This window comes from Desulfoluna sp. HI9BLuna, assembly GCF_056829775.1.
The window spans coordinates 5,826,264-5,850,553 of record NZ_CP186555.1; the positions used below are offsets into that span (position 1 = coordinate 5,826,264).

Annotated in this window: 13 protein-coding genes; 7 read left to right on the plus strand and 6 right to left on the minus strand. The window is 62.7% G+C overall.

The features are described from left to right. Window position 1: 1 nt before the first annotated feature. From ACOYW0_RS23685 to ACOYW0_RS23705, 5 genes are all read right to left on the minus strand, one after another. Complete coding sequence (locus ACOYW0_RS23685) at window positions 2-1,708, minus strand: hypothetical protein (protein ID WP_482416196.1); 1,707 nt, start codon at window positions 1,706-1,708, stop codon at window positions 2-4. Then, complete coding sequence (locus tag ACOYW0_RS23690) at window positions 1,705-3,789, minus strand: hypothetical protein (RefSeq protein WP_482416197.1); 2,085 nt, start codon at window positions 3,787-3,789, stop codon at window positions 1,705-1,707. Before ACOYW0_RS23690 ends, ACOYW0_RS23685 begins: the two co-directional genes overlap by 4 nt. Window positions 3,790-3,792: 3 nt before the next feature. Further along, a complete protein-coding gene (locus tag ACOYW0_RS23695; RefSeq protein WP_482416198.1) occupies window positions 3,793-5,196 on the minus strand; it encodes a hypothetical protein in 1,404 nt (467 codons plus the stop codon). 63 nt (window positions 5,197-5,259) lie between these two features. Continuing rightward, entirely contained in the window at window positions 5,260-5,721 is a 462-nt protein-coding gene (locus tag ACOYW0_RS23700; protein WP_482416199.1) for a hypothetical protein, read from the minus strand. A 15-nt stretch (window positions 5,722-5,736) separates the two neighbouring features. Beyond that, complete coding sequence (locus tag ACOYW0_RS23705) at window positions 5,737-6,378, minus strand: MotA/TolQ/ExbB proton channel family protein (protein ID WP_482416200.1); 642 nt, start codon at window positions 6,376-6,378, stop codon at window positions 5,737-5,739. Between the two features lie 336 nt (window positions 6,379-6,714). Here ACOYW0_RS23705 and recC point away from each other — a divergent pair, with 336 nt between their 5' ends. Both recC and recB read left to right on the plus strand, forming a co-directional pair. Next, window positions 6,715-9,960 (plus strand): exodeoxyribonuclease V subunit gamma, encoded by a 3,246-nt coding sequence (gene recC, locus ACOYW0_RS23710; RefSeq protein WP_482416201.1) that lies wholly within the window; start codon window positions 6,715-6,717, stop codon window positions 9,958-9,960. Next, window positions 9,957-13,508, plus strand: coding sequence for an exodeoxyribonuclease V subunit beta (gene recB, locus ACOYW0_RS23715; protein WP_482416202.1), 3,552 nt, complete (start codon window positions 9,957-9,959; stop codon window positions 13,506-13,508). Before recC ends, recB begins: the two co-directional genes overlap by 4 nt. A 22-nt stretch (window positions 13,509-13,530) precedes the next feature. Here the strand turns inward: recB and ACOYW0_RS23720 are convergent, their stop codons facing one another. Then, window positions 13,531-14,091 (minus strand): DUF3334 family protein, encoded by a 561-nt coding sequence (locus ACOYW0_RS23720; protein WP_482416203.1) that lies wholly within the window; start codon window positions 14,089-14,091, stop codon window positions 13,531-13,533. A gap of 104 nt (window positions 14,092-14,195) precedes the next feature. Here ACOYW0_RS23720 and recD point away from each other — a divergent pair, with 104 nt between their 5' ends. The 5 genes from recD to ACOYW0_RS23745 all read left to right on the plus strand — a co-directional run bounded on the left by recD (window position 14,196) and on the right by ACOYW0_RS23745 (window position 24,134). Then, on the plus strand, window positions 14,196-16,040 hold the full coding sequence (recD, locus tag ACOYW0_RS23725) for an exodeoxyribonuclease V subunit alpha (protein ID WP_482416204.1): 1,845 nt from the start codon (window positions 14,196-14,198) through the stop codon (window positions 16,038-16,040). Continuing rightward, the gene (locus ACOYW0_RS23730) at window positions 16,037-19,804 is read left to right on the plus strand and encodes a hydantoinase B/oxoprolinase family protein (protein WP_482416205.1); all 3,768 of its coding nucleotides are present in this window, start codon (window positions 16,037-16,039) and stop codon (window positions 19,802-19,804) included. Before recD ends, ACOYW0_RS23730 begins: the two co-directional genes overlap by 4 nt. A 110-nt stretch (window positions 19,805-19,914) precedes the next feature. Further along, window positions 19,915-21,459, plus strand: coding sequence for an acetolactate synthase large subunit (locus ACOYW0_RS23735; protein WP_482416206.1), 1,545 nt, complete (start codon window positions 19,915-19,917; stop codon window positions 21,457-21,459). Between the two features lie 61 nt (window positions 21,460-21,520). Next, the gene (locus ACOYW0_RS23740) at window positions 21,521-22,264 is read left to right on the plus strand and encodes a dienelactone hydrolase family protein (RefSeq protein WP_482416207.1); all 744 of its coding nucleotides are present in this window, start codon (window positions 21,521-21,523) and stop codon (window positions 22,262-22,264) included. Between the two features lie 157 nt (window positions 22,265-22,421). After that, complete coding sequence (locus ACOYW0_RS23745; RefSeq protein ID WP_482416208.1) at window positions 22,422-24,134, plus strand: methyl-accepting chemotaxis protein; 1,713 nt, start codon at window positions 22,422-22,424, stop codon at window positions 24,132-24,134. Window positions 24,135-24,290: the final 156 nt, after the last annotated feature.

Sequence of the window (24,290 nt, forward strand, 5' to 3'; positions counted from 1 at the left end):
GCTAACTCCTGTTCTGCTGTAATGTCGTCTCAATGATGCGATCGGCACGATACTCCCGGGGGGTCGAGGCATCGGGGCTCGTGGGGTATTTTTTCTGGTAGTAGAGGAAGAGCTTCAGGAACTGCTGGGATTCCGGCATGCCCCGGAAGGCCTCGACGTTGCCTCCCTGCCCGTTGAGGGAGAGCTTTTTGCACAGGGTCAAAAAGGCCTTTCGGGAGTGGTAGATGGCCCGTGCTTCGCTCCGGTCTTCATGGGCACCGGCGTAATACTCCGCCAGGCACCGGTGAAACACCGAGGCATAGCGCCAGTAGGAGTTTGCCGATGAGGTGAGGGACTCCACCAGGGTGCCCTCCATGTCGGCATACCGGGCCGAGTTGTCCGTGAGGCCGGAGAGCCTTTTCTTCTCCAGGATATTGGCAACAAGGTAGGCCATGGTGAACCGTGCGGAGTCTCCGATGAACCGGTCCCCGTCATCGGGCCCGGGGATCCGCATGCCCATGAGGCCGTACTGGTAGAGGATGTCCTCCATGAGCCGGAGGTTGCCCGTCTCCACCCCCAGGAGGATCAGCTCGTTGTAGATGGTTTTGCGGAAGGTGATGTTGTACCGGACCTGCTGGGCTGCCCGGTCGTAGTACTGCTGGTAAAGGGTGAAAAGCTCTGCCTTGGAGGCGGGCAATGTGCCGTTGCGCAGCACGGCAAATCCCCGCCTGGCCAGGTAGAGACTCACCAGAAACCGGGTGTTGCCCGAGTCTTTGCTGGCCTCTTCCACGTACCGCTCGTACGGGGTTCCCCCGTGGATACCTGCGGTCTTGCCCAGTTCGCAGAGTCGGCTCAGCAGGGTACGGGTGCGGGTATGGGTAAGGGGGTCGAGCTTCTGGTCGTACCGAAGGCTTCGACCCAGGAAGTGGTATCGCAGGTAGAGCTCGTACAACGAGAAGAGCTGTTCCGCCGACGGGACATACACCCGCTCCCTGCTTTTTCGGTGGTAGCGCTTCCAGAGGGTTTCCAGCCAGTGCCAGGTCTTGGCATCGCAGGTCAGGTTGATGGGCTCCGGTGAGTCCGACCCGATCCAGCCGCCTGCCATGCGTTCCTCTTCAATCATCATGGCCAGGAAGTGGACGTTCAGGTAAGAGTCGGGATTTCCCCGGACCCTGAAGGTGACGTCGTCCGCCACCCGGTGGGACGTCATGGCCTTGTCGGACTCCTTTTTTTCGAGGAAGGGGGAGAGGTAGTGGCGGCTCAGCATCAGGTACTGACGCAGCTCGGTGTCGGTGACGGGGATGCTCTGGTCCGGGAGCCGTTTGGTGTCGCTGAAACCGTATTTGATCTTCTGGTAGTGGAGGTAGAGGAGAAAATACTCGTAGGCAATGTCGAAGCGGAGTCGCTGAAGCCGCTCTCCGTCCTTGGAGGCTTCAAACTCCTCGGTGAGGCCGTCGATGCGCTTGACCATGGTTTCGATGTCGTCCACCGGGAGAAAGGGACCCTCTTCGGGGGTGGCGGCCAGGGTGTTCACCAGGTCCATGTCCTTCCGGCTCAGGGCCGTGATGCCTGTATTGGCCGGGAGGGGGTGCCGGGGCACGGCGTGGAGCAGGCTGATGCTGCGGCCACGGGTCTTGAACTCTTCCATGAAATCAGCGCCCGCAGGGCAGCTCCACAGCAGCACCAGGAGGATCGTCGCCGCAAGGCGTGGTCGTCCCTTTGTCATCATAACAGATACCCTTCCGGATTCCTTGAATCCTGCATCCGGTTGTAAAGGTCCACGTCCTCCGGGGGCAGGAGAAGCAGGATCTTTTTGCCGAGTTGTTTTGCGATGGATTGATAGTACTCGTATTGCCGCTCGTAATCGTCCACCTCCGTGGCGTCGGCGGAGAGGGCCCCGGGCAGGGTGCCGGAGATAAAGCCTTCCCGCCTTGCCGCTTCAATGTAATAGGTGCGGGCCAGGTCAAAGCTCTGGGCCGCCACCTTCAGGGCCCGGGTGCGGAGCCGGGGGGTGGCCAGGTAGGTGTCGGCGATGATGCGGTAGATGTCGTAGCGGTTGTCTTCCCTGTGTGCCAGGGCCGAGCCAAGCCTGTACCGTTCGGAGCGGATCAGCTCCTCCATCTCCCGCTCGTGGAGGGTGATGAGGCTTACCTTGCCCTGGGCGGCCAGTTCCCGGAAAAGCAGGGTGTAGGCGTTCAGGAGGTTGACGTGGTTGACCCGCAGCTCCGGCGCCTTGACAAAGGCGGCGGTGAAGTCGTGGAGGCAACTCCTGGAGGCGTTGGCCAGGGGCAGCCTGGCATCGGAGAGGGCGTCACCGTAGACTTCTGCCTGGAGAAACTCAAAGGTGTAGTCGATCTCGCCCCGGTACCGGTGGAAGGTGTGATTGATGCTGGTGGCTTTGTACTCCCCGCCGTAGATCTCTTCTCCTCCGAAAATCTTGACCAGATCGTTGAACACAATATCGATTCTGGACTTGGCTTCATAGTAGAGGGGCTGGACCTGTGTGTCGAAGAGGGCCCGGCGCTCCCGGCTGCTGAGCTCCTCCCATCCGGCCACGTAGCCCTTCATGGCCGCCAGGGGCTCACGGCAGGCGTAGAGATTGTAGAAGATCCAGCCGGTGGGGCAGACATTGAGTTCGTCGAGGATTTTCTTGTAGGTGGTGCGATCCTCCACCTTGATGCCCTGCTCGATCTGCTTGAGGAGCCAGCTCTTCATGGCCGAGAGCACCACCAGGTCCACCTCGCGGTTGTCCATTTTCAGCATGGACAGGGTCTCGTTGAAGAGTTTTTGCACGCTGAACTGTTTGGTTCCCTTGTTGATAAAGAGCATGAGGGGCAGGACCGTGCGGTGGGAGACCGCCTGCTCGGTCCAGGTCTGGCGAAGGCTGTGGGCAATGACGCGGCTGCTGATGGACAGGGGCAGGGTGCGCTTGAACCAGTCGTAGCTGCTCAGGGCGATGTGGGTCTCGATGTTGGTGAAGTAGGCCAGGGTGGCGTCGAGCCAGGCGCTCTCCTCCGGGGTGAAGATGCGCTCCCAGGGAGACTCCTTGGCGGCAAGGCCCCTTCTACGGAGGTTGTCGAGTTCCGTGCACACCTTCACCGTGGTCTCAAGGCCCCTGATCTGTTCCTGGGTGAAGGGAGGGGCGCCGTTCGGGTCCTTGGATAGGTATGCCACGGCACCGTTTATGGCCCGGACCAGGTCTTCCTGGGTGAGGTAGAGGTAATAGTAGAGGGATTTGTAGTAGGGCTCCTCTTTGACAAACAGGGCTCTGTTCGGGTGGTATCCGTTCTCAAAGTACCGGATGAAGCGGGGGCCTTCATCGGCCCGGTTCAGCACGCAGGTCTCAAGGTAGATGGCGTTGTATCCGGTGAGGTTGAGCTTGTCGTCGAAGTAAATGTTGGAGAAGGGCTTCTCCCTGAGGCCGCTGTACCGGTTCAGCCGGGCTGACGCCTGGCGCGCGACGGCGATGTCCAGGTGGCCGTCTGCCTGGATCCCCAGGTGGCTCTCCAGGGTCTCCAGAAGAGACGTTCGTTCCTTGGGGGACAGGTCGTCTTTCATGTAAAGGCGACCCACCGACGCGATCCAGAGCATCTGCCCGTTGTCGTTGGAGACCGAAATCTTGGGGCTGGTCGCGGGGGGCGGCTCCTCTTCCATCTCCATGCCCATCTGGCTCTCTGTCATGATGGAGACGGCGGCAAGGGACGGCGGAAAGATCAGCAGGGCGCAGGCAAGCGCCCACAGAAAGGCGACTGTCCGTGCATGGCATAGCCCCGGACGGGGCGGCGGTGTGGTGCGGCATTCAGACATCATGGGTTACATCGTCCTCCGTGGCAGCGACCGCTCAAGGGCGGACACCACCTCAAACGTGGCGTCGTTGGGTTCAAAGCTGAGAAGGGCCGTGGGTGGGGCTCCGTTTCGGATGACCACCGTGCAGGTGTACCCCCTTATGCGGAAGGTGTACGGGCTCTTCTCCGGACTCATGTGGCGGGCTTTTCTGTAAATTTCTTCCTTGAGGCTCGTGACACGCAGCGAGTGATCAAGGGTGCTCCCCCGGATGGTGACCAGGGCGTGGATATCCGGCGCTTCGACTGCGGAGGGCGTCGGGACCGGTCCCGTGGGCAGGCTTTCCGGAAGCGCGGTCAGGGACGGGCGCCGGGGGCGCGACTCTTCCTGGGTCGGCGTGGTACCTACGGACGCCAGGGGCAAGGCTGCCGGGCCCTGTGTCGGCGCAGGAGAAAGCCCCTTGAGGGCTGTACCCTGGCGTGGCCCCGGGGCCTCCATGGACGCCGACGGGGCTGCGCTGTGTGCCGACGGGGCGGACAGCTGGCTCAGGACGGGCGCAGGGCCGGAGCGCCTGGGGGTTCCCCCAAGGGCCGGGGAGGGGGACGGCGTTTTGGATCGGCCCATGGGCATTGCGGCAGGTGCATCTGAGAGGGCCAAGGGCGTGAACCGCTTTTGAGGGAGCGCCTCCGGGACCGCTGCAGGGGCCTCGTGAGCCGGTTTCGTGATGACCGGGGACAGGGCTGCCTTGGGCTCTGGAACGGCTTTGTGGGGACGTTGCGGCGCGGGGTCCCGAAGGGGCTGCCGGGGGGCCCGGGCAGAGAGGGGCAGGGGCTGCGGCTGCGCAGTGGAGAGTACAGGGGCTGCTTTTCGCTTCAATTCTTTGGTCACCGGTTGCATTGACCGTGGTGACGGGGTGCGGGGGGCCGGGAGATCAGGGGCCGGTTTCATCCGAGCCGGGGGCCGCGCCTCGGTCAGGGGCCGGGGTGCAGGTGCAGGGATGGCAAGGGCTTTGGGGGGAGGGGCCAGGGGCATCTTGGGTGGCGGTACCAGCAGGCGGGGTTTTGCCTTTGCGGGTGGGGGCGGCTCCTTGGGGAGGGCCACAGGGGGCTCCAGGATGCGTTTGAGCTCCTTTTTTCTTGGCTCGGCACGTTTTTTTGCCGCGTCTTTCACCACCTTGATGAAGCTGATCTTTTTTTCCACCGTGGGTTCGGGCAAGGGCTCTGTGCGCGGGATGACGATGATGGTTCGGGAACGGGTCAGGGAGAGGGGCTCGTTGAAGAGGAGCTTGTGCACGGCAAAGCAGGTCAGGGAGAGCAGCAGGAGCATCAGCGAGGGGCTCACGAGCCATTCGCGGCGAGCACCACGGGCGACGGTCCCCGGCATGGTGATGCGGGCGGAGCCGTAACCGTAATATTGCATGGGAATGGTGCGCATGACGAATTCCGTCCCCTCTTTTCCTGATCTTTGTTTTTCTGATCTTTTTTTCCGGTCCGGGCCCTATGGCATCCCGGAGATTTTTCGGACAGTGACGCGTTTGCCGTGGTCGTCGTAGATTTTTTCGATGAGGGACATGGCCATCAAGGTGTCCTTGCTCAGGGAAAACTGATCCGGAACCAGCATGGGGCGGTTCTTCCCTTCACGGAGCATCTGGGTCAGGCGATCGCTCAGGTCCTGGGCGTTCAACGTGTGTTCATCGGCGTGGAGCACGCCGTCCACCACCGTCACCAGTTGAAACGGCGTGGTTTCGGGGATGGTGGGCTTGAGGACACGGATCTGGTACGACACCCGGGGCTGGTCCAGGCTGGAAATGGTTTGGGCATCCACCACCTTGGGGATGGTCATCTCGCCGATGTGAACGGGGTTCCTGCCGATGGTGGAGGCCTGGGTAAAGGCGATGAGGAGCAGAAAGGCCAGGTCGGCAAAGGAGAAGAGCCAGATTTTTGAATCGTCGTATCTCATGGTGCTCGCCGGATGTTATGGGGTGGTGGCCGCATCTGCGGATAGAGGGGCGTCTTCCGTTGCCGGGGCCGTCATTTCACAAATGGATTGATGGTACCCAAGGGCCCGTTCAATGCGGGAGGTGGCCAGGTTGATGAGGCTTTTTTTGAACACCTCGAGGATCACGAAGCAGGTGAGGGCGATGAGGGTGGTGAAGAGGGCCACTCCGAGTCCGGTGGTGTTGAGGTCGCTGTTGGGGTCGCCCTTGGCCAGGAAGATCATGATCATTCCGAAAATGGTGCCGATGAACCCCATGGGGGGGAGCAGGTTGGTGATCATGGTGATTTTGTTGATGTAGCGGGTGTGGTAGGTGTTTTCCATCATCTGGTGGGTGGCGTCGATGAGGAACGAGACCGGGTAGGCCGTGGCCTTATGCTCGTCGTGGGCGGACCGGAGGGTCTTGACGGTGGCGGTCATCAGGGCATCGTCGAGGGTTGCGGGGGCCGCCGCCAGGGCCATGAGCTCGTTCTCCTTGATCAGGCGGGCATGGCGATAGGCCAGGACAATCAGCCACAGGGCGTTGAGGAACAGCAGGGTACTGCCGATGTACACCACCCCCTGAACAAGGTCGCTGATGAGGTTGGGGTAGAGTTTGAAGATGTGAACGATAAATTCCATACGGCCTCGGGGTGTGGGTTGTCGGTGGTGCGTAAGCTGCGCTGCGCGTGCCGTGATGCCCTCTTGCGAAGGTGTTGCCGTGTTGTCGGTGTGAAATATATGTTCTCTGTGTAATCATTGTAAACTCAGGTAAGCAAATTAGGTGATAAGGCCTGTATTGTCAATACTATTTTGGGTTCGAGCCTGCTGTAGCGGGCCTCTCGGCCCGGGTGGCCCCGTAGCGGTAACATGGAGGCGGAGTCAAAATGGCATCTTGCGTCCGTGGGGCGCAAGTGGCATATCAACACAAGGCTTACTTTAACGATGAATTATTGACGGTATCGGAGACCAACGCGCATGGACGCTGGATTGAATCTGTTTACGGGAAATCGCCTGGAAATCCTTGCCATGGGGCTCTCCAAGATCCTGGAAGCCCCCACGGGAAACCCCTTGAAAGAGGACGTGGTGGTGCTTCAGAGCCAGGGCATGGCCCGATGGCTCTCCCTGGCCCTTGCCCGCAACAACGGGATCTGCGCCAATGTGCGCTGGCGGTTTCCCAACGCCTTTCTCCAGGATATGTTTGCCCTGGCCGTGCCGGGCCTTGCGGACACCAGGCGGTTTGACGCCAAGAGCGCGGCCTGGAAGATCATGGGGAACCTCTCTGCGTGGACGGCGCAGCCCGCCTTTGCCCAGGTGGCCCATTTTCTGGGCGGGGACGGCGACGCCCTGAAGCGGTATCAGATCTCCGAACTCCTGGCCGACACCCTGGACCAGTACCTGACCTACCGGCCGGACATGATCAAGGAGTGGGAAAAGGGGGAAGGGGATGATTTCCAGGCGGTCCTCTACCGGAGCCTCCTTGAAGACCTCGGTTTTCGCCACCGGGTTCACCTGATGGAAGACTTTAAGGCGTGGGTCGAATCTGCTGAAAAAAATAGTGAAAAGGTTCCTGAAAGGGTGTGCGTGTTTGGCATCTCTTCCCTGCCGGAATTTCACATGGAACTCTTCACCGCCTTGTCGGAGGTGTGCCAGGTCAACCTCTTTCTGCTCAACCCCTGTCCCCAGTACTGGGGAGACATCCTCTCCGACTCGGAGCAGCGGCGTCTCAAGGAGAAACAGGGCCTCGATCAGGGGGAGGACGAAACCCTTCTCATGGAAGGGGGCAACCCGCTCCTGGCGTCCATGGGAGGCCAGGGGCGCGAGTTCTTCGACATGATGGCCGAACGCGGCCTGGAGGAGTTTCCCCTCTTTGTGGAACCTGAAGGGGGTACCCTGCTGGGGGCTGTGCAGTCCGATATCTATCATCTTCAGGACCGCTCCCGGGGTGATGGGGAGCCCTTTGTCCTGGACCCGTCCGACACCTCCCTGAGCATCCACAGCTGTCACAGCCCCCTGCGGGAGGTGGAGGTGCTGCGGGACGCCATTTTGGCCATGATGGATGAGGACCCGGAGCTGAAACCCTCGGACATCCTTGTGATGGCCCCGGACATCAACACCTATGCCCCCGTCATCGAGGCGGTGTTCAGCAGGCGCGTGGAAGGGGGCATCCGTATTCCCTTTTCCATTGCCGACCAGGCCAACGGCAGCGGGGACCGGGCCGTGGAGGCCCTTCTCCTTCTCCTGGACCTTGCCGGGTTCCGGTTTGAGGCAGGGGGTGTTCTGGAGCTTCTGGAGAACGACCGCATCCGAAGCGCTTTTGCCGTGGACGAAGGGGACCTGGAACGGGTGGGCAGCTGGATCCGGGAGACCTCGGTCCGCTGGGGCGTGGACGGCTCCCAGCGCGGGGCCGAAGGCTTTTCCCCCTTTGACGGCAACAGCTGGAAGGCTGGCTTTGACCGGCTCTTCACAGGGTATGCCGTGGGGGACGAAGAGGCGGACCTCTATGACGGGATCCTTCCGGCCGGTCCGGTGGAGGGGGAACACGGGGTGCTCCTGGGGCGCCTGAACTGGTTCCTGTCCAGCCTGACAGCCTATGTCAAGGGCCTGGAAACATCCCGGACCGCCCGGGAGTGGGTCGATTTTTTCGAGTGGGTCCTGGGGACCTTTCTCACCGATGACGAGGGGGCCGGAGAAGGGCTCCAGGGGATCCGGGACTGCCTGAACCGCATGGGCGATGCCGCGGAGGAGGCGGAAAACGGAGAACCCGTGGAGTATCCCGTGGTGCGCTTTATCCTCAAGACCGCCCTGGCCGCACCGGACCCGGTATCCGGCTTTATCACCAGCGGGGTCACCTTCTGCGCCATGCTCCCCATGCGGAGCATTCCGTTTCGGGTCATTGCCATTCTGGGCATGGGCCACGGCACCTTTCCGCGCCAGCACAAGGCCCCGGGCTTTGATCTCATCGCCGCCTCCCCGCGCAGAGGAGACCGATCCCGGCGGAAGGACGATCGCTACCTCTTCCTGGAGATCCTTCTTTCGGTGCGGGAGACCCTCTGGGTGAGCTACACCGGCCAGAGCATCCGGGATAACAGCACCCTTCAGCCCTCGGTGCTGCTCTCCGAGCTTCTGGACTACGTGGACGGCATGACCGGCGGGGCGGCCTCGGAGCAGGTTGTGGTGGCCCATCCCCTGCACCCCTTTTCCGGCAGCTGTTTCCAGCCCGGGGATTCCCGGCTGTTTACCTTTGATGCGGCCAGTCGCCGTGTGGCAGGCCGCATGGCCCAGGTGCCGGTGCCGCCCCCGCCCTTTGCGCGCCTTGCCGATCCGGACAGCGCACCTGTCCTGCCCCCGGGGCTCTCCCTGGAGGCCCTGGAGGCGTTTCTTGCCCACCCTTGCCGGTATCTCCTTCGGGAGGGGCTCGGCATGGAACTGGGGGGAGGGGAGGAGGCCCCTGAGAGCTGCGAACCCTTTACCCTCACTGGCCTGGATCGGTATCGGGCCGGGACCTTTCTGTTTGAACGGGCCCTGAAAGGGGACGCCTTGGAAAAAGCCCAGGGCGTGGTCTCCGGCATGGGGATCCTTCCCAGGGGGGAAGTGGGGGCCCACCTGCTTCGGGAACTGACCCATGAGGCGGGGGCCGTGGCCGAGGCCGTGGCATCCCTGGTGGATGGAAACGAACCCTGTGTGGAGCGGCGGTGGGCTGAAGTTTCCGGTGTCGCTCTGTCGGGCGAGGTGGGGCCCTTTTTTGGGGAGACCCTGGTGGCGGGTCGCTTCGGCAAGGTCCGCAGCAGGGACCTGATCTCCGCCTGGGTGCGCCTCCTTATGGCTGCCGAGTCCGGCATGGCCGTGTCCCGTGCCGTTGTGGTGGGGTTGGATCGCAAAACCGGAGGGGCAGAGATCACCTCCATGGTGGTGCCCCCCAATCCGAGGGCGTGTCTGGAAGACCTTGTCCGGCTCTTTGCCGCGGGGGAGGGGGCGCTCTTGCCCCTGTTTCCCCTGGCCTCCGAAACCTACGCCCGGGAGCTGGCAAAGACCCGGGATGAGGCCAAGGCCATGGCAAAGGCACGTTCCGCGTTTTACGGAAACGCCTTCTCCGTGATGGCAGACCTCAACGATCCCTGGATACGGACGGCGGTGCGAGGACGGGATCCCCTTGCAGAGCCCGCCTTTGCGCGATGTGCTGAACTTCTTTTCCGCCCCATGCTGGAGGCAACCGAACAATGACTCATACCCTGGCAACCCTGGACCTTGCAGCCACACCCCTTTCCGGTCGGAACCTCATCGAGGCAAGCGCCGGAACCGGAAAAACCTACACCATTGCCGCCCTGTACCTGCGCCTCGTGGTGGAAGAGAAGATCTCCGTGGACCGCATCCTGGTGGTGACCTTCACCGAAGCAGCCACCCAGGAGCTGGCCGAGCGGATCCGGGGACGGCTGCGCGAGGCCCTCTCTTTCCTGGAAGGGGCGCCCCATGAGGATCCCTTTTACGCCACCCTGTTTTCCGAAAAGGAGGGCCGGGACGAGGCGGCCGGTCGCCTGAGGGCCGCCCTGCGCAACTTTGACGAGGCAGCCATTTTTACCATCCACGGGTTCTGCAGGCGCCTTCTGTCCGACCACGCCTTTGAGACCGGCTCCCCCCTGGACATGGAGCTGGTCACCGACCTGAACCATTTGAAACAGCGGGCGGTGGAGGACTATTACAGGCGTATGGTGGAGGGGGCCTCTGCCCTGTACGCGGCGTGGATCAAGGATCGAAAGATCTTGCCCGAAGGGCTCCTGGCGTTTCTCTCCTTCAGCACCCCCTTGTCCCGCATCACCTTTCTGCCCGACTCTGAGCCGTTGCCCGTGGCCGATGTCGAAATGCGGTTTGCCGAGCTTCAGCAACGGGCCGCCCTGGTGTGGGAGGAAGAGCAGGAGAGTGCCCTGGCCATCCTGGCCACAGACCCGGCCCTGAACCGGAACAAGTACCGCAAAGGGGTGGACAAAAAGGCGGGGGCTGCGGCCCGTGCCCTTTTTTCCGGCAGCATTCCCTTTGGCGACACAAAGGACCTGGAGAAGCTCTCCCGGGCCACCCTGCAGGCTGCCGCCAAAAAGGGAAAAGCCGTGGCTGAGAACCCCCTGTTTGAGGTGATGGAGCCCCTGCTGGAAGCCCTGGACGAACTCAAGGCACTCTATGAGGGGAATCTTGTTGCCCACTGCATTGCCCTTGCGCGGTACGTGGACGAGACCATGGACCGGGAAAAGGAGCGGGCCGGAATCATGGGATTTGACGACCTTCTCTCCCGGGTGGCCGGGGCCCTCGGGGCAAACGGGGGAGAGCGCCTTGCCCGGAGCGTGGGGCAAAACTACGACGCGGCCCTCATCGACGAGTTTCAGGACACGGACCCCGAGCAGTACGAGATCTTTGATCAGCTGTTCAAAGAGACCACCCTGTTCATGATCGGCGACCCCAAGCAGGCCATCTACGGGTTCCGGGGGGCCGATATCTTTGCCTATCTGAGGGCAGCCGGAGAAGCGGAAAAAGGGTACACCCTGGATGTGAACTACCGCAGCACCCGGGGCATGGTGCGGGCGGTCAATACCTTCTTCTCCCGGGGTACCTCCCCCTTTCTCTTTGAGCAGATCCACTTTTCTCCGGTAAAAAGCGCAGGGGACGAGGATGAAGAGACCCTGACCATAGACGGATCACCGGTGAGTGCCATGGTGGTCCAGCGGTTCGAAGCAGGGGAGAAACCCCTCCCCAAGGAGGCGGCCCAGAACCTGTGCATCGACCTGTGCGGCTCCGAGATGGTCTCCCTGCTCAGCCTTGGGCGCCAGGGCAGGGCCTGCATTGGTGAAGCGCCCCTCTCCGAAAAGCATGTGGCGGTGATTGTGCGCACCAACGACCAGGCCCGGGCTGTGAAAAACCACCTGACCTCCCTGGGAATCCACGCCGTTCTCTACAGCTCCGGCAACATCTTTGACAGCGAAGAGGCCGAAGAGACCGCCTTGTTCCTTGCTGCCTGTCTCCGGCCCTGGCGCCTCTCCCTCATCAAGGCGGCCCTTGGGACCACCCTCATGGGCCTGGATGCCGACACCCTGGCCGCCCTGGACGAATCCCCCCGGGACCTGGAGCGCTGGAGCGTTCGTTTTGCCGAGTGGCATGCCCTCTGGAAGGAGGACGGGTTCATGGCCATGATCCGGGGATTCATCAAGGCAGAGGAACCCTATGAACGCCTTGTGGGCATCACCGAGGGCGAGCGCCGTGTCACCAACATGCAGCACCTCATGGAGCTGTTGCACCGGGAGTCCGTTTCAAGGCGCCTCTCACCGGAGGGGCTCTTGAGGTGGCTGTCCCGCATGCAGGATCCGGCCTCGCCGAGGCTGGAGGAGCATCAGCTCCACCTGGAGAGCGACCGCACGGCCGTGCAGATCGTCACCATCCACAAGAGCAAGGGCCTGGAGTACGGCGTGGTGTTTTTGCCCTTTCCTTTCATGGGGTACCGGGAGCCCAAGGGCGGGGCGCTTTATCACGGGGAGGAAGGACGCCTGGTGTACGACGCGGGTTCCGAAGAGCTGGAAGAGCACATGGCCCTGGCCGCCGGGGAATCCCTGGCCGAAGAGCTTCGTCTGCTTTACGTGGCCCTCACCCGGGCAAGGCACCACATGGTGATCCCCTGGGGGCGGGTGAAGGGCATGGAACGCAGTGCCATGGCCCGGCTGCTTCACGCCCCGGAGAGCGCAAGCGCCCCGGAGGCAGCCTCCCTTATCAGCGCCCTGGGCGAACACGAGCTGGCTACCCATCTCCACGAGGTGGCTGCCGCGTCCCAAGGGGCCGTGGATGTCCGACTCTGTGAGCCGGAAGAGGAGGTGCAGACCCTGTCCTTCAAGGAAGACAGCACCGAGCTGGCACCGGCGCGCCGCTTTGAAGGGACCCCGCCGGAACCCCGGGTGGTCACCAGCTTTTCCGGGCTTGCCTCTTCGGGCAGAGAGAGCGGCGAGGCCGATCACGACGCCAGGGCCCACGCAAAACCCGATGACGAGATTCCCCCTGAAGGCATCTTTGCCTTTCCCAAAGGGGCCACGCCGGGCACCTTCATGCATACCCTGTTCGAGACCATCCCCTTTGACGCGGACGCTGAGGCCAGGAACGCGGCCTGTACCGATCTGCTCACCCGGCACGGGTACGACCCGGAGGACTGGGAAGAGCCTGTCTCCACCATGGTGGCCCAGGTGCTGTCAACTCCCCTTGAGTCCTTTGGCACCCCGTTTGTCCTGAGGGAGGTGCCGACCGGTTCACGCCTCCACGAGATGGAGTTCACCTTTCCCCTGAAACGCGTCACCGCAGAGGCCTTGAACGAGGTGCTGAACCGTTGGGGTTATGGCTCCTTTGACGACGGGGAGCTCATCATGGAGGGGCTTCGTTTTTCCCCGGTGCAGGGGTACCTCAAAGGGTTTGTGGATTTGATCTTTCAGGTGGGGGAAGGCTTCGGCATCATCGACTGGAAGTCCAACCATCTGGGAAACAGCCCGGAGCGCTACGGAAAAAAGGCCCTGGCAAAGGCCATGGGGGAGCACCACTACGGCCTTCAGTATCTTCTCTATACCGTGGCCCTCAACCGCCACCTCGCCCTGAAGCTGGGCGAGGCCTACGATTACGATACCCACATGGCCGGGTCCTGGTACCTGTTTCTACGCGGGGTAGACGGAACCGGCAACGGGGTCTTTTTTGATCGGCCCGAAGAAGGGTGCATCCGGGAACTCGATGAGCTGCTCATTGAATGCCAGGCCTGAGAAACAAGCCTCCGGCGTCTCCTTATGACGACGGGCGCTTGAAATCCGGAAGGCGGGTGAATTGGGTCTGTTCCAGGGCCAGCTCGGCCTGGAAGCGGTCGTTGTCGATGGAGAAGGCCAGGCGCCGGTTTTCGTGGTAGTCCGCGTCGATGGTGAGGGTGATGGCGCTGGTGAGAGCCAGGACCTTGGGCTGACCCCGAAGGATGGAGAGGCCGAATTCGGTTTCAACGAGGCGGGTGAAGTCACCCACCACCTGGTTGAAGATCTCACCGATACTGTCCGTCACCTCGTTGGAGGTGAAGTCCTTGACGAGATCTCCTTCGGGAATGCCCATGGAGGTCATGTAGCTTCGGTAGAGCTTGACGGCGGTGCGGTCGTTGAAATTAAAGACAATAAGTCCGTTGAAGTCACCGCTGAGCTGGACAAAGCAGCTGATGTCGGGCCGCATGATGAGCTTGGGGATGGTCTGGAGGGTTCCTGCGCATGCAATGGATTTGCGAGTGCTGATCTCCAGCACATGGGACACCGCTTCGGAGAGGACGGCGGCGATGATGTCGATGGACGATGATTCTTCAAGCTTCATGATTATGCCTGTCGTACTGATGGGTTAAGAATGTTTACCGGCCTGTTCGGCCAGGCGGCCGCATGCCGTGGCGCAGTTTACCACAACGGGGAAGAGATGATCCAATGAATTTAAAGCAGGAGTCCATGGGACAGGTGGAAGAAGAGCCGGGCGGAGTCCCGGGCTGGGAGTCATGGACGGAGCAGGGCTTTTCCCTGACGGATGTGAGTTTTGCGTCGTTTCTGGCGAAAAAACACGGGCAGGATCAGGCCGTTTTCCTGGCTGCGGCCCTGGTGAGCCGGGAGTGCCGTCACGGGCATGTCTGTGTGGATTTGAACCGGTTTGCAGGGGTTGACGTTGCCGGGTGCACCTGGGAGAAGGACGGTGCGGCCTGGGGAGCCCATCTCCGTGCCCTGGGCGCAGCCGGTGGGGAGGATGATGAGACCCTTCTCGTTCTGGACGGGCGGGATCGGCTCTACCTGCGGCGGTATCACCGGTTCCAGCAGGCCGTGGCCCGGTATATGGCCATGGAAACCCGGCTGGATGAGCCCGACCGTGAGGAGATGACCGCCCTTACAGAGGGACTGGATCGCTATTTTCCGGGGCCTTCCGACGGCGAGCCCGACCGGCAGAAGCTGGCGGCGGCCGTGGCCCTGGTGACACGGTTCTGCGTGATCTCCGGCGGACCGGGAACAGGAAAGACCACCACCGTCACCAAGATCCTGGCCCTGCTCGTTGAGCAGCACCGAAGGCGATTCAGCGGCGCCCCGGTCATTGCCCTGGCAGCGCCCACGGGCAAAGCCGCCGCCCGTCTCATGGAATCCGTGGCAGGGGCTGTGGACCGGCTTGGGCTGAGTGATGCGGTCAAAGCTGCCCTTCCCAGGGAAGCGGCCACCATCCACAGTCTCCTGGGCAGCCTGGGGCGCGGCAGTCGGGAGCTTTTTCGCAGCGGGGAGACCCTGCCCTGCGATATCCTGGTGGTGGACGAGGCTTCCATGGTGGACCTGCCCCTCATAGGGCGGCTCGTTCGCTCACTGGCCCCCTCCACCCGGTTGATCCTCATGGGGGACCGGGACCAGCTGGCGTCTGTGGAGGCAGGTTCGGTCATGGGGGATCTTTGCTACGGAAAAAAGGGAGACACGGTCTCCGAAGCCCAGGGCAAGGTTCTCACCGAACTCACGGGCATCCCTCTGCCCACGGGTCATAACCTCCCCCCCCTTGCCGATGCGGTGACCACCCTCACCAAGAGTTACCGGTTCGGGGCCTGCCCCGGCATCGGCCAGGCCGCGGGCGCAGCCAACCGGGGGGATGCAAAGGCTCTGGCGGGTATCACCGCCCAGGGGTTTTGCCTGTGCGGCCCCTCCATGGGGAAGGGCGTCGAAGAGTGGGTGGAGGCCGAGGTGCGACGCCACCTGGCCGGGTACGGGCGGCTCAGCGACCCAAGGGAGATGCTGGCAGCCCTGGACCGCTTTCGCATCCTCTGTGCCGTCCGAAAGGGCCTTTCCGGGGTCGGGCGTATCAACCGCCTGGTGGAGCGCTGCCTGGGGTTTAGTGGGGGAGAACTCTGGTACCCGGGCCGTCCGGTTATGGTGACGGAAAACGATTACACCCTGGGGCTTTTTAACGGAGACACCGGGATCACGGTGCACAGGAATGGAGAGCTGGCCGTGGCCTTTCCGGACGAAAGCGGAGGCATGCGGTATATCCACAGCGCCCGGCTGCCCAGGGTGGAGACGGTATTTGCCATGACGGTTCACAAGAGCCAGGGCTCGGAGTTCACCCATGTTGTGCTGGTGCTTCCGGAGAGTGATGCTCCGGTGCTGACCCGGGAGCTGGTTTACACGGGCATCACCCGGGCCCGGGAAGAGGTGGCTTTGTGGAGCGCGCCCGAGATTCTTGATAAAGCACTGGGCAGGCGAACCCAGCGGGCCTCGGGGCTCCGGGAGCTGCTCTGGAAAAAGGGGGGATGATGAAAGGGACAGGGTTGTTCCGATTTTCCGTCGATCGCGGTGGGACCTTTACCGATGTGTACGCTGAGGTTCCGGGGGAGCCGGGGTTTCGTGTGATCAAGCTCCTTTCGGAGGACCCTGCCAATTACCCGGACGCCCCCAGGGAGGGGATCCGGCGCATCCTGGAGGAGGTAACGGGCGCCCCGGTTTCGCCTGAGGCTGTTCCCACGGACGCCATCGAGTGGATCCGCATGGGAACCACCGTGGCCACAAACGCCCTGCTGGAGCGCAAAGGGGCCCCCACGGCCCTTGTGGTGACCCGGGGCTTTCGGGATGTCCTGCAGATCGGAAATCAGGACCGCCCCCGCATTTTTGACCTGGAGATCCGCAAACCCGACCTGCTCTACACCGAGGTTGTGGAGGCTGACGAGCGCCTCCGGTTCTTCTCGGACCATGACAAGGGCTCCCCAACGGGTCCCGAAGGACCGGTGGTGACGGCCCGCACCGGGGACCGCCTGGTGGTCCGAACCCCTTTGGATGATGCCGGTATCCGGGCAAAGCTGGCGGCGGTGCGCAGCCGGGGCATCGACTCGCTGGCCGTGGTCCTGCTGCACGCCTACGCCTGGCCCGATCACGAAGAGAGGATCGGGGCCATTGCCCGGGAGCTGGGCTTTTCCCAGGTCTCCCTCTCTTCGTCTGTGATGCCCCGCATCAAGCTGGTGCCCCGGGGCGACACCACCCTGGTGGATGCCTATCTGACGCCGCATATCCGCAACTATCTCCATGGGTTCAAAAAAGGGTTTAAAGGGACGCTTAAAGGCGAAACCTGCCTCTTCATGCAGTCCGACGGGGGGCTCACCTCCGCCGACAGCTTCACCGGCAGCAGGGCCATCCTCTCTGGTCCGGCGGGCGGGGTGGTGGGGTACGCCATGACCACCGGCAGGGAAGAGGCGAACCAGCCGGTTGTTGGGTTTGATATGGGGGGCACCTCCACGGATGTCTCCCGGTACGGCGGTGACTACGACCTGACCTTTGAGACCGAAACCGCAGGGGTGCGCATCCAGGCACCCCAGCTCAATATCCGCACCGTGGCCGCAGGGGGCGGAAGCCGTCTCTTTTTCGAGGACGGCATGTTCCTGGTGGGGCCGGAGTCCGCAGGGGCCCATCCCGGCCCGGTCTGTTATCGTAAAAACGGGTACGCCACGGTGACCGACGCCAACCTGGTGCTGGGGCGCATCCAGCCGGAACACTTTCCCCGCATCTTCGGAGAGACCGAAGACCTGCCCCTGGATCGGGAGGCGTCCTTTTGTGCCCTTTCCGAACTTACGGATCGGGTCAACGCCTTTTATGCGGCCAAGGGACAGCCCGTCCTCTCCGTGGAGGAGGTGGCATTGGGGTTCGTCCGGGTGGCCAACGAGGTGATGGTGCGCCCCATCCGCGAGATCTCCGTCATGCGGGGATTTTACATCAAGGACCATGTGCTGGCTGCCTTTGGCGGGGCAGGGCCCCAGCATGCCTGCGCCGTGGCACGGGCTCTGGGGATGTCCCGGGTGTTTGTGCATCGCTTTTCCAGTGTGCTCTCCGCCTACGGCATGGGCATGGCGGATGTGGTGACGGAAAAACAGACTCCCGTATCTGCCGAGGCCACGTCCGAAAACCTGGAGCGTCTGGACAGGGACCTGGGTCGCCTGGAGGAGGAGGCGGCAAAAGAACTCGTGGCCAAAGGGTTTTCACCACGTCAGATTCAGTGCACCCGGTACCTTAACCTGCGCTACCAGGGCACGGACACGGCCTTGATGGTGGCGTGCCCTGGTGATGGCGATTATGTTTCTTCTTTTCTGGAACGTTACAGCCGAGAGTTCGGGTTTACCCTCAAGGACCGAAAGATCGTGGTGGACGACCTGAGGGTGCGGGCCAGGGGCAAGGTCTGCGGCGCTCGCAGGCAACCCATAACACCGGCCAGGGGCCCGGCTGTCCCTTTGAGCCGGGTGACCTGCCGCTTTGATTCCGGGGCCCGGGACACCCCGCTTTACCCACTGGATGACCTCGGCCCGGGCACGTCTCTTCAGGGCCCCGCCCTTATTGTCCATGAGACCACCACCATCGTGGTGGCGCCGGGGTGCACGGCAAGGGTTTCCCCTTATGGCGACGTAGAGATTGACGTTGGAGTCGATGACCTCCCGCCCACCGATACCTCCGTGGATCCCGTGCGTCTGTCCATCTTCAGCAACCTGTTCATGTCCATCGCCGAGCAGATGGGGCGCATGCTCCAGAAGACGGCGGTCTCCACCAACATCAAGGAACGCCTCGACTTCTCCTGCGCCCTCTTCGGTCCCCACGGGGAGTTGGTGGCCAATGCCCCCCATCTCCCGGTGCATCTGGGGGCCATGAGCGAGGCGGTGAAGGCCCAGATCCGCATGCGGGGAAAAGATCTCAAGGTAGGCGATGTGCTGGTGAGCAACGATCCCGGGGCTGGAGGCAGCCATCTGCCGGACATCACGGTGATTACACCGGTCTTCCGTGATGGGGAGATTATCTTCTGGGTGGCTTCCCGGGGCCACCACGCCGACATCGGCGGCATCTCGCCGGGGTCCATGCCTCCCCACTCCAAGACCCTTGGGGAGGAGGGGGCCCGCATCACCTCTTTCAAGCTGGTGGAAAACGGGGTGTTTCAGGAGGAGGGGATCCGTGAGCTGCTCATGGCTCCGGCAAAGGCCCTAAGGGAACCCGGGTCTCCGCCCGCTTCCGGGACCCGGCTCCTGGCCGACAACCTGTCGGACTTAAGGGCCCAGGTGGCGGCCAACCAGAAAGGCATCGCCCTGGTTTTGGAGATGGTGGACCATGATGGCCTGCACGTGGTTCAGGCGTACATGGGTCACGTGCAGAACGCCGCCGAGGAAGCAGTGCGGCAGCGGCTGAAGGAGCTCTCCTTGAAAAACGGCATGGCCGAGGTGGGGACGGTGCGTGCCACGGACCACCTCGACGACGGCTCCCCCATCTCCCTTGCCCTCACCATCGACAGGCGTGAGGGCAGCGCTCGCTTTGATTTTACCGGCACAGGCCCGGAGGTGTGGGGCAACGTCAACGCCCCAAAGGCCGTTACCACCTCGGCCATTCTCTACTGCCTGCGCTGCCTCATCCAAAAAGACCTGCCCCTGAACCACGGGTGCCTGGTGCCCATTGAGATCCATATCCCCGAGGGGTCTCTCCTTGCCCCCTCACCGGATGCCGCCGTGGTGGGGGGCAACGTCCTCACCTCCCAGCGCATCACCGACGTTGTCCTCAAGGCCTTTGGCACGGCCGCCGCTTCCCAGGGCTGCATGAATAACCTCACCTTCGGCAACGAGACCTTTGGCTACTACGAAACCATCGGGGGCGGCGCCGGGGCCGGGCCCACCTGGGACGGTCAGTCCGGGGTCCACACCCACATGACCAACACCCGCATCACCGACCCCGAGATCCTTGAGCGTCGATACCCCGTGCTCCTGCGTGAGTTCTCCATTCGAAAGGGCTCCGGCGGGCGTGGCGCCCATCCGGGGGGCGACGGCCTCATCCGGGACCTGGAGTTCCTTGCTCCTCTGGACGCCGCCATCCTCTCCGAACGTCGCGTTTTTCAGCCCTACGGCCTCAAGGGCGGAGAGCCCGGCAAGCCCGGTCAAAATTTTTTGATCCGCACCGATGGTTTCCCCTTGAACCTCGGGTCAAAAAACCAGGTGCACCTTGCCCCGGGCCAGCGCCTTCGCATTCTCACACCGGGCGGCGGCGGATATGGGGATGCCAGTTAAAACGCATCGCAGGATTGCATTGTTATTCCGGGATGTATGCTTATCTTCCCTGAAGGACCTGTTGAAGGGGAAACCTGTTGACGGAAGAACCCATACCCACGGGAGGGACCATGCGAGCCGCAGACCTTGTCTTCAGCGCGGCGGGAGCCGCAGGGATACGCTACAGCTTTGTGAACCCGGGCACCACGGAGATGCCCCTGGTGGAGGCCTTTGATCGGGTAAAGGGGGTGAGGCCGGTCCTCTGCCCCTTTGAGGGCGTGGCCACCGGTGCTGCCGACGGGTATGCGCGCATGGCCGGGGTGCCGGGCCTCACCGTGCTGCACCTGGGCCCGGGATACGCCAACGGCATGGCCAACCTGCATAACGCCCGGCGGGCACGAAGTCCCGTCATCAATATTATCGGCGAACACACCACAACCCACAGACCCTTTGATCCGCCTCTTGCCATGCCCATCGAGGCCCTGGCCGCCGCCCTTCCGGGCCATGTGCGCACCGTGCTCGAAGCCGCGGATGCGGGCACGGCCTTTGCCGAATGCTACGGGGCAGCCACCCGCGGGCTCATCTCCCACCTTGTTTTTGCCCATGACCTTCAGTCCGCGGAGGTGGAAGGGGACCTGTCCGTGCTGTCCGCGGCAAGGCGGGAGACCGTGCCGCTGGAGACCGTTGCGGCTGTTGCCCGTACCCTGAACCGCGCAGCAAAACCAGCCCTCCTTCTGGGGGGCCAGGCCCTGGGTGGTGAGGGGCTGCGCCTGGCAGGTCAGGTGGCCGAAGCCTGCGGGGCGGATCTATTCCATGAAACCTTTGCCGCCCGCATCGAACGGGGGGCGGGCATGCCCAGCCCCATACGGCTCCCGTATTTCCCGGAATCGGCACGGGATGCGCTGGCGCCCTATGATCTGGTGGTGCTGGTGGGGGCTCCCTCTCCCGTGGGCTTTTTCGGGTACCCGGGGGTGAGCGGTCGCCTGGTGGAGGAAGCCCGGGAGAGCACGCTTTGCAAACCAGAAGCGGATGTGGGCCGCGCTCTCCAGGACCTGGCCGATGCCCTGGGCCTCTCCGCGGATTCCCCCCTGTGTCCTGTGCCCGAGTACCGCCTGCCGGATCTTCCCAAGGGGCCGTTGACCCTGGAAACCCTGGGACAGGCCTTTGCTGCCCTTCAGCCCGAAGAGGCGGTGGTGGTGGACGAGGGGATCACCTCGGGTTTCTTCTACCATCCCCTGGCGGCAAACGTCTCCCCCCACACCACCCTCACCATCACCGGAGGCGCCATCGGCTGTGGCATCCCCATGGCCATCGGCGCGGCCCTGGCCTGCCCGGATCGTCCCGTCCTGACCCTCCAGGCAGACGGGAGCGCCCTGTTCACCGTCCAGGGGCTCTGGACCCAGGCCCGGGAGAATCTCAACATCAAAACCGTCATCTGCTCCAACAAGAGTTACGACATCCTTAAGCTGGAGGTGGCCCGGGCGGGCAACACCGATCCAGGACCCATGACCCAGAGCCTGACGGACCTGTCGCGACCCGACATCGGCTGGACGGAGATTGCCCGTGGGTTCGGGGTGCCCGCCCTGTCGGTTCGAACCGCCGAAGCGTTCGTGGCTGCCCTGCAAACAGCCCTGAAAGAGCCGGGCCCTTTTCTGGTGGAGGCGGTTCTTGGTTAACCCAACGGTCTCATGGCTTAAAAGTCCCTGGTATTTTGTCGGGGGTAAATTGGAGGCGCGAATGATGCGTTACCTTGTGTGTGTGTTTGCGGCCCTCGTGGTCTCTGCATCGGCATTTGCCGACAGCGGGAAGTCGGTTCGCTACCAGGTGAACGGGCAGGATTACGAAGGGTATTATGTATCACCGGAAAAAGGCGCCCCCCTTGTTCTGCTGCTCCACGACTGGGACGGGTTGACTGCGTATGAGGTGACCCGTGCCCGCATGCTGGCAGAGGAGGGGTATGCCGTCTTTGCGGCGGACCTTTTTGGGGCGGGGATCCGTCCCACCAAGGTGCAGGATCGAAGGGAGCACACCGGCGAGCTCTACAAAGACCGGGGTAAAATGCGGGCTCTCATGAACGGGGCTTTGGATAAAGCCGCTTCCCTGGGGGCGAACACCGGAAACGCGGTGGCGGCAGGATACTGCTTTGGGGGTGCCGCGGTTCTGGAACTGGCGCGCTCCGGTGCAGATCTCAAGGGGTTTGTTCTGTTTCATGGAGGGCTCTCCACCCCTGAGGGACAGGATTACAGCCGGGTCAAAGGAGAGATCCTCGTGATGCACGGCACCGCCGATGACGCCATCCCCATGGACTCCTTTGCCGAATTGGCGGAGAGCCTTGAAGGGGCCGGTGTTGCCCATGAGATGGTGACCTACGGGGGCGCACCCCATGCCTTTACCGTGTTTGACAGCAAGCGGTACCGGCCCGAAGCGGACCGGAGGTCATGGGAGCGGTTCCTGACGTTTCTCCGGCTGAAAACCCTTTGACCCAAAGCCCCTGAACGCCTTTAACGACGGGGATCCTCACCATAGCCTCACACGGCCCTTGCAAAATCCTCACACGGGCTCCGTATACCGTTCTTCAACCTTGAACGCATTGGGAGACAACGGGATTTTTTTGAACGGGTCGGTGAAGGAGGATGTGGTGAGTATTGCAAAGAAGAACCTCGCGCTGGTGACGGTGTGCCTGACGGTGTTTGCCGTGGTCACGGTGCTGATCACGACTGCGTCCCTCAGGGAGCGCAGTCGCACGGAGATGGCATCGTTCCGGCTGCAGATGCTGGAAGAGCGCAAAGGGCGGATCCAGGACCTTGTCCTGTCTGCCCTTTCGATTTTTGAGACCGCCAATTTTTACGAAGATGCCCTGCGGGCCCTTTCGGCAACGCGGTTCGGCAACGAAGGGATAGAGAGCTTCGGTATCATGGACCGCAGCGGCATGGTCATGATGCATCCTTCGGATACCTCCTTGGAGCTCAAGCAGATCGAGGAGATGGGTGACCCCTTGTGGTCGGCGTTTCGGGAGAAGACCGAGGCGCTGCTCCAAAGCCGGGGCGAGGGGTTCATCGAGCACACCTGGCTCCATCCGGTTACGGGTGCACAGGTACGAAAACTCTCCTATGTCAGGCTCTACGAACCCTGGGGGTGGGTCCTGCACACCGGGATTTACCTGGATGAAATTGATGCCATGGTCCGGGAAAAGGAGGCGGGGGTGGCCGCGGCCCTGCGGCAGCAACTTATGGGGCTCCTGCTATCGGCGGCCGCGTGCCTTCTGGTCACCGGGCTTGTGAGCGGGTGGCTTTCGCGGCGACTGGTGCGCCCCCTGCTGCAGGTGACCCAGACCCTTGAAGGGCTGGCCTCGGGCGAGGCGGACCTGACCACCCGGCTTTCTGCCACGACCCGGGACGAGGTGGGGGGGCTTGTGGGGCATGTCAACGCCATCATGGACCGGTTCCAGCATGTGTTTGCCTCCATTGCGGACAATGCAGAGCACCTTGGCGGCGCCTCGGAAGGGTTGATCCGGCTGTCCGGATGCATGGCCCGGGATGCGGCCTCAGCGAGCGGTCACTCCCTTCTGCTCAGTGATGTCTCTGCTACCTTGGACAGGGAGATGCGGTTGGTGGGGGAGGTTATGGACGGGGCACGTCGGGACGGTCTTTCTGTTTTCAAATCGGTTGAGGGCATGGCCGAAGCCATTGGCGGGATCTCCGAAGAGACAGCAGAGGCCCGGCAGGAGGCAGAAACTGCGGCCGGGCGCATGGGAGATGCGGTGCGGGAGGCCCAACGTCTGGGTGAAGGTGCAACGGCCATCGGCGAGATTACAGAAACCATCAACGATATTTCCGACCAGACACACCTGCTAGCCCTCAACGCCACCATCGAGGCGGCCCGTGCAGGTGACGCAGGCAGGGGATTTGCCGTGGTGGCAGGTGAGATCAAGGGCCTTGCCGCCCAGACAGCGGTCTCCACACGTGAGATCGGTGAGAAAATAACCCGGATTCAGGAGGCGGTCTGCTCCACGGTGACGTCCATGGAGGAGGCCACCCTTCAGATCGGCCTGATTCGGTCCCGCATTCAGGGGATCGACAACGCCGTGGCCTGCCAGACAGCGAACGGGCAGGAGGTCTCCAGGTACCTGAAAAAAGCCACCGACGACCTGGCCGAGGGCGCTCGGGCCGTGGCCGTCACCACGGGCGTCGCAGGTGACATGGGGGATGCGGTTCACGGCAACAAGGCCCTTTCCGAACAGATAACGGCAAGCAGCGGCAATGTGGCGCAGAGCGCCCGGGTGCTTGAGGGGCTTTCCAGGACCCTCGGCGAGCTGACCTCGGGGTTTGCCGTTTCCGGTCATTCTCAATGAACCCTTCATCCCAAGGGAAACGAAGGGGGCAGGGGCAGCGCATTTAAAAATCCAGTTGCCTCCGGCGGGTCGCTTTTTGAAAAAAGCTCCGCAAAAACGTTCCGGTAATTAATAAAGAAGAGGGGCTATGCCCTGTGGGGATGAATCCACAAAAAA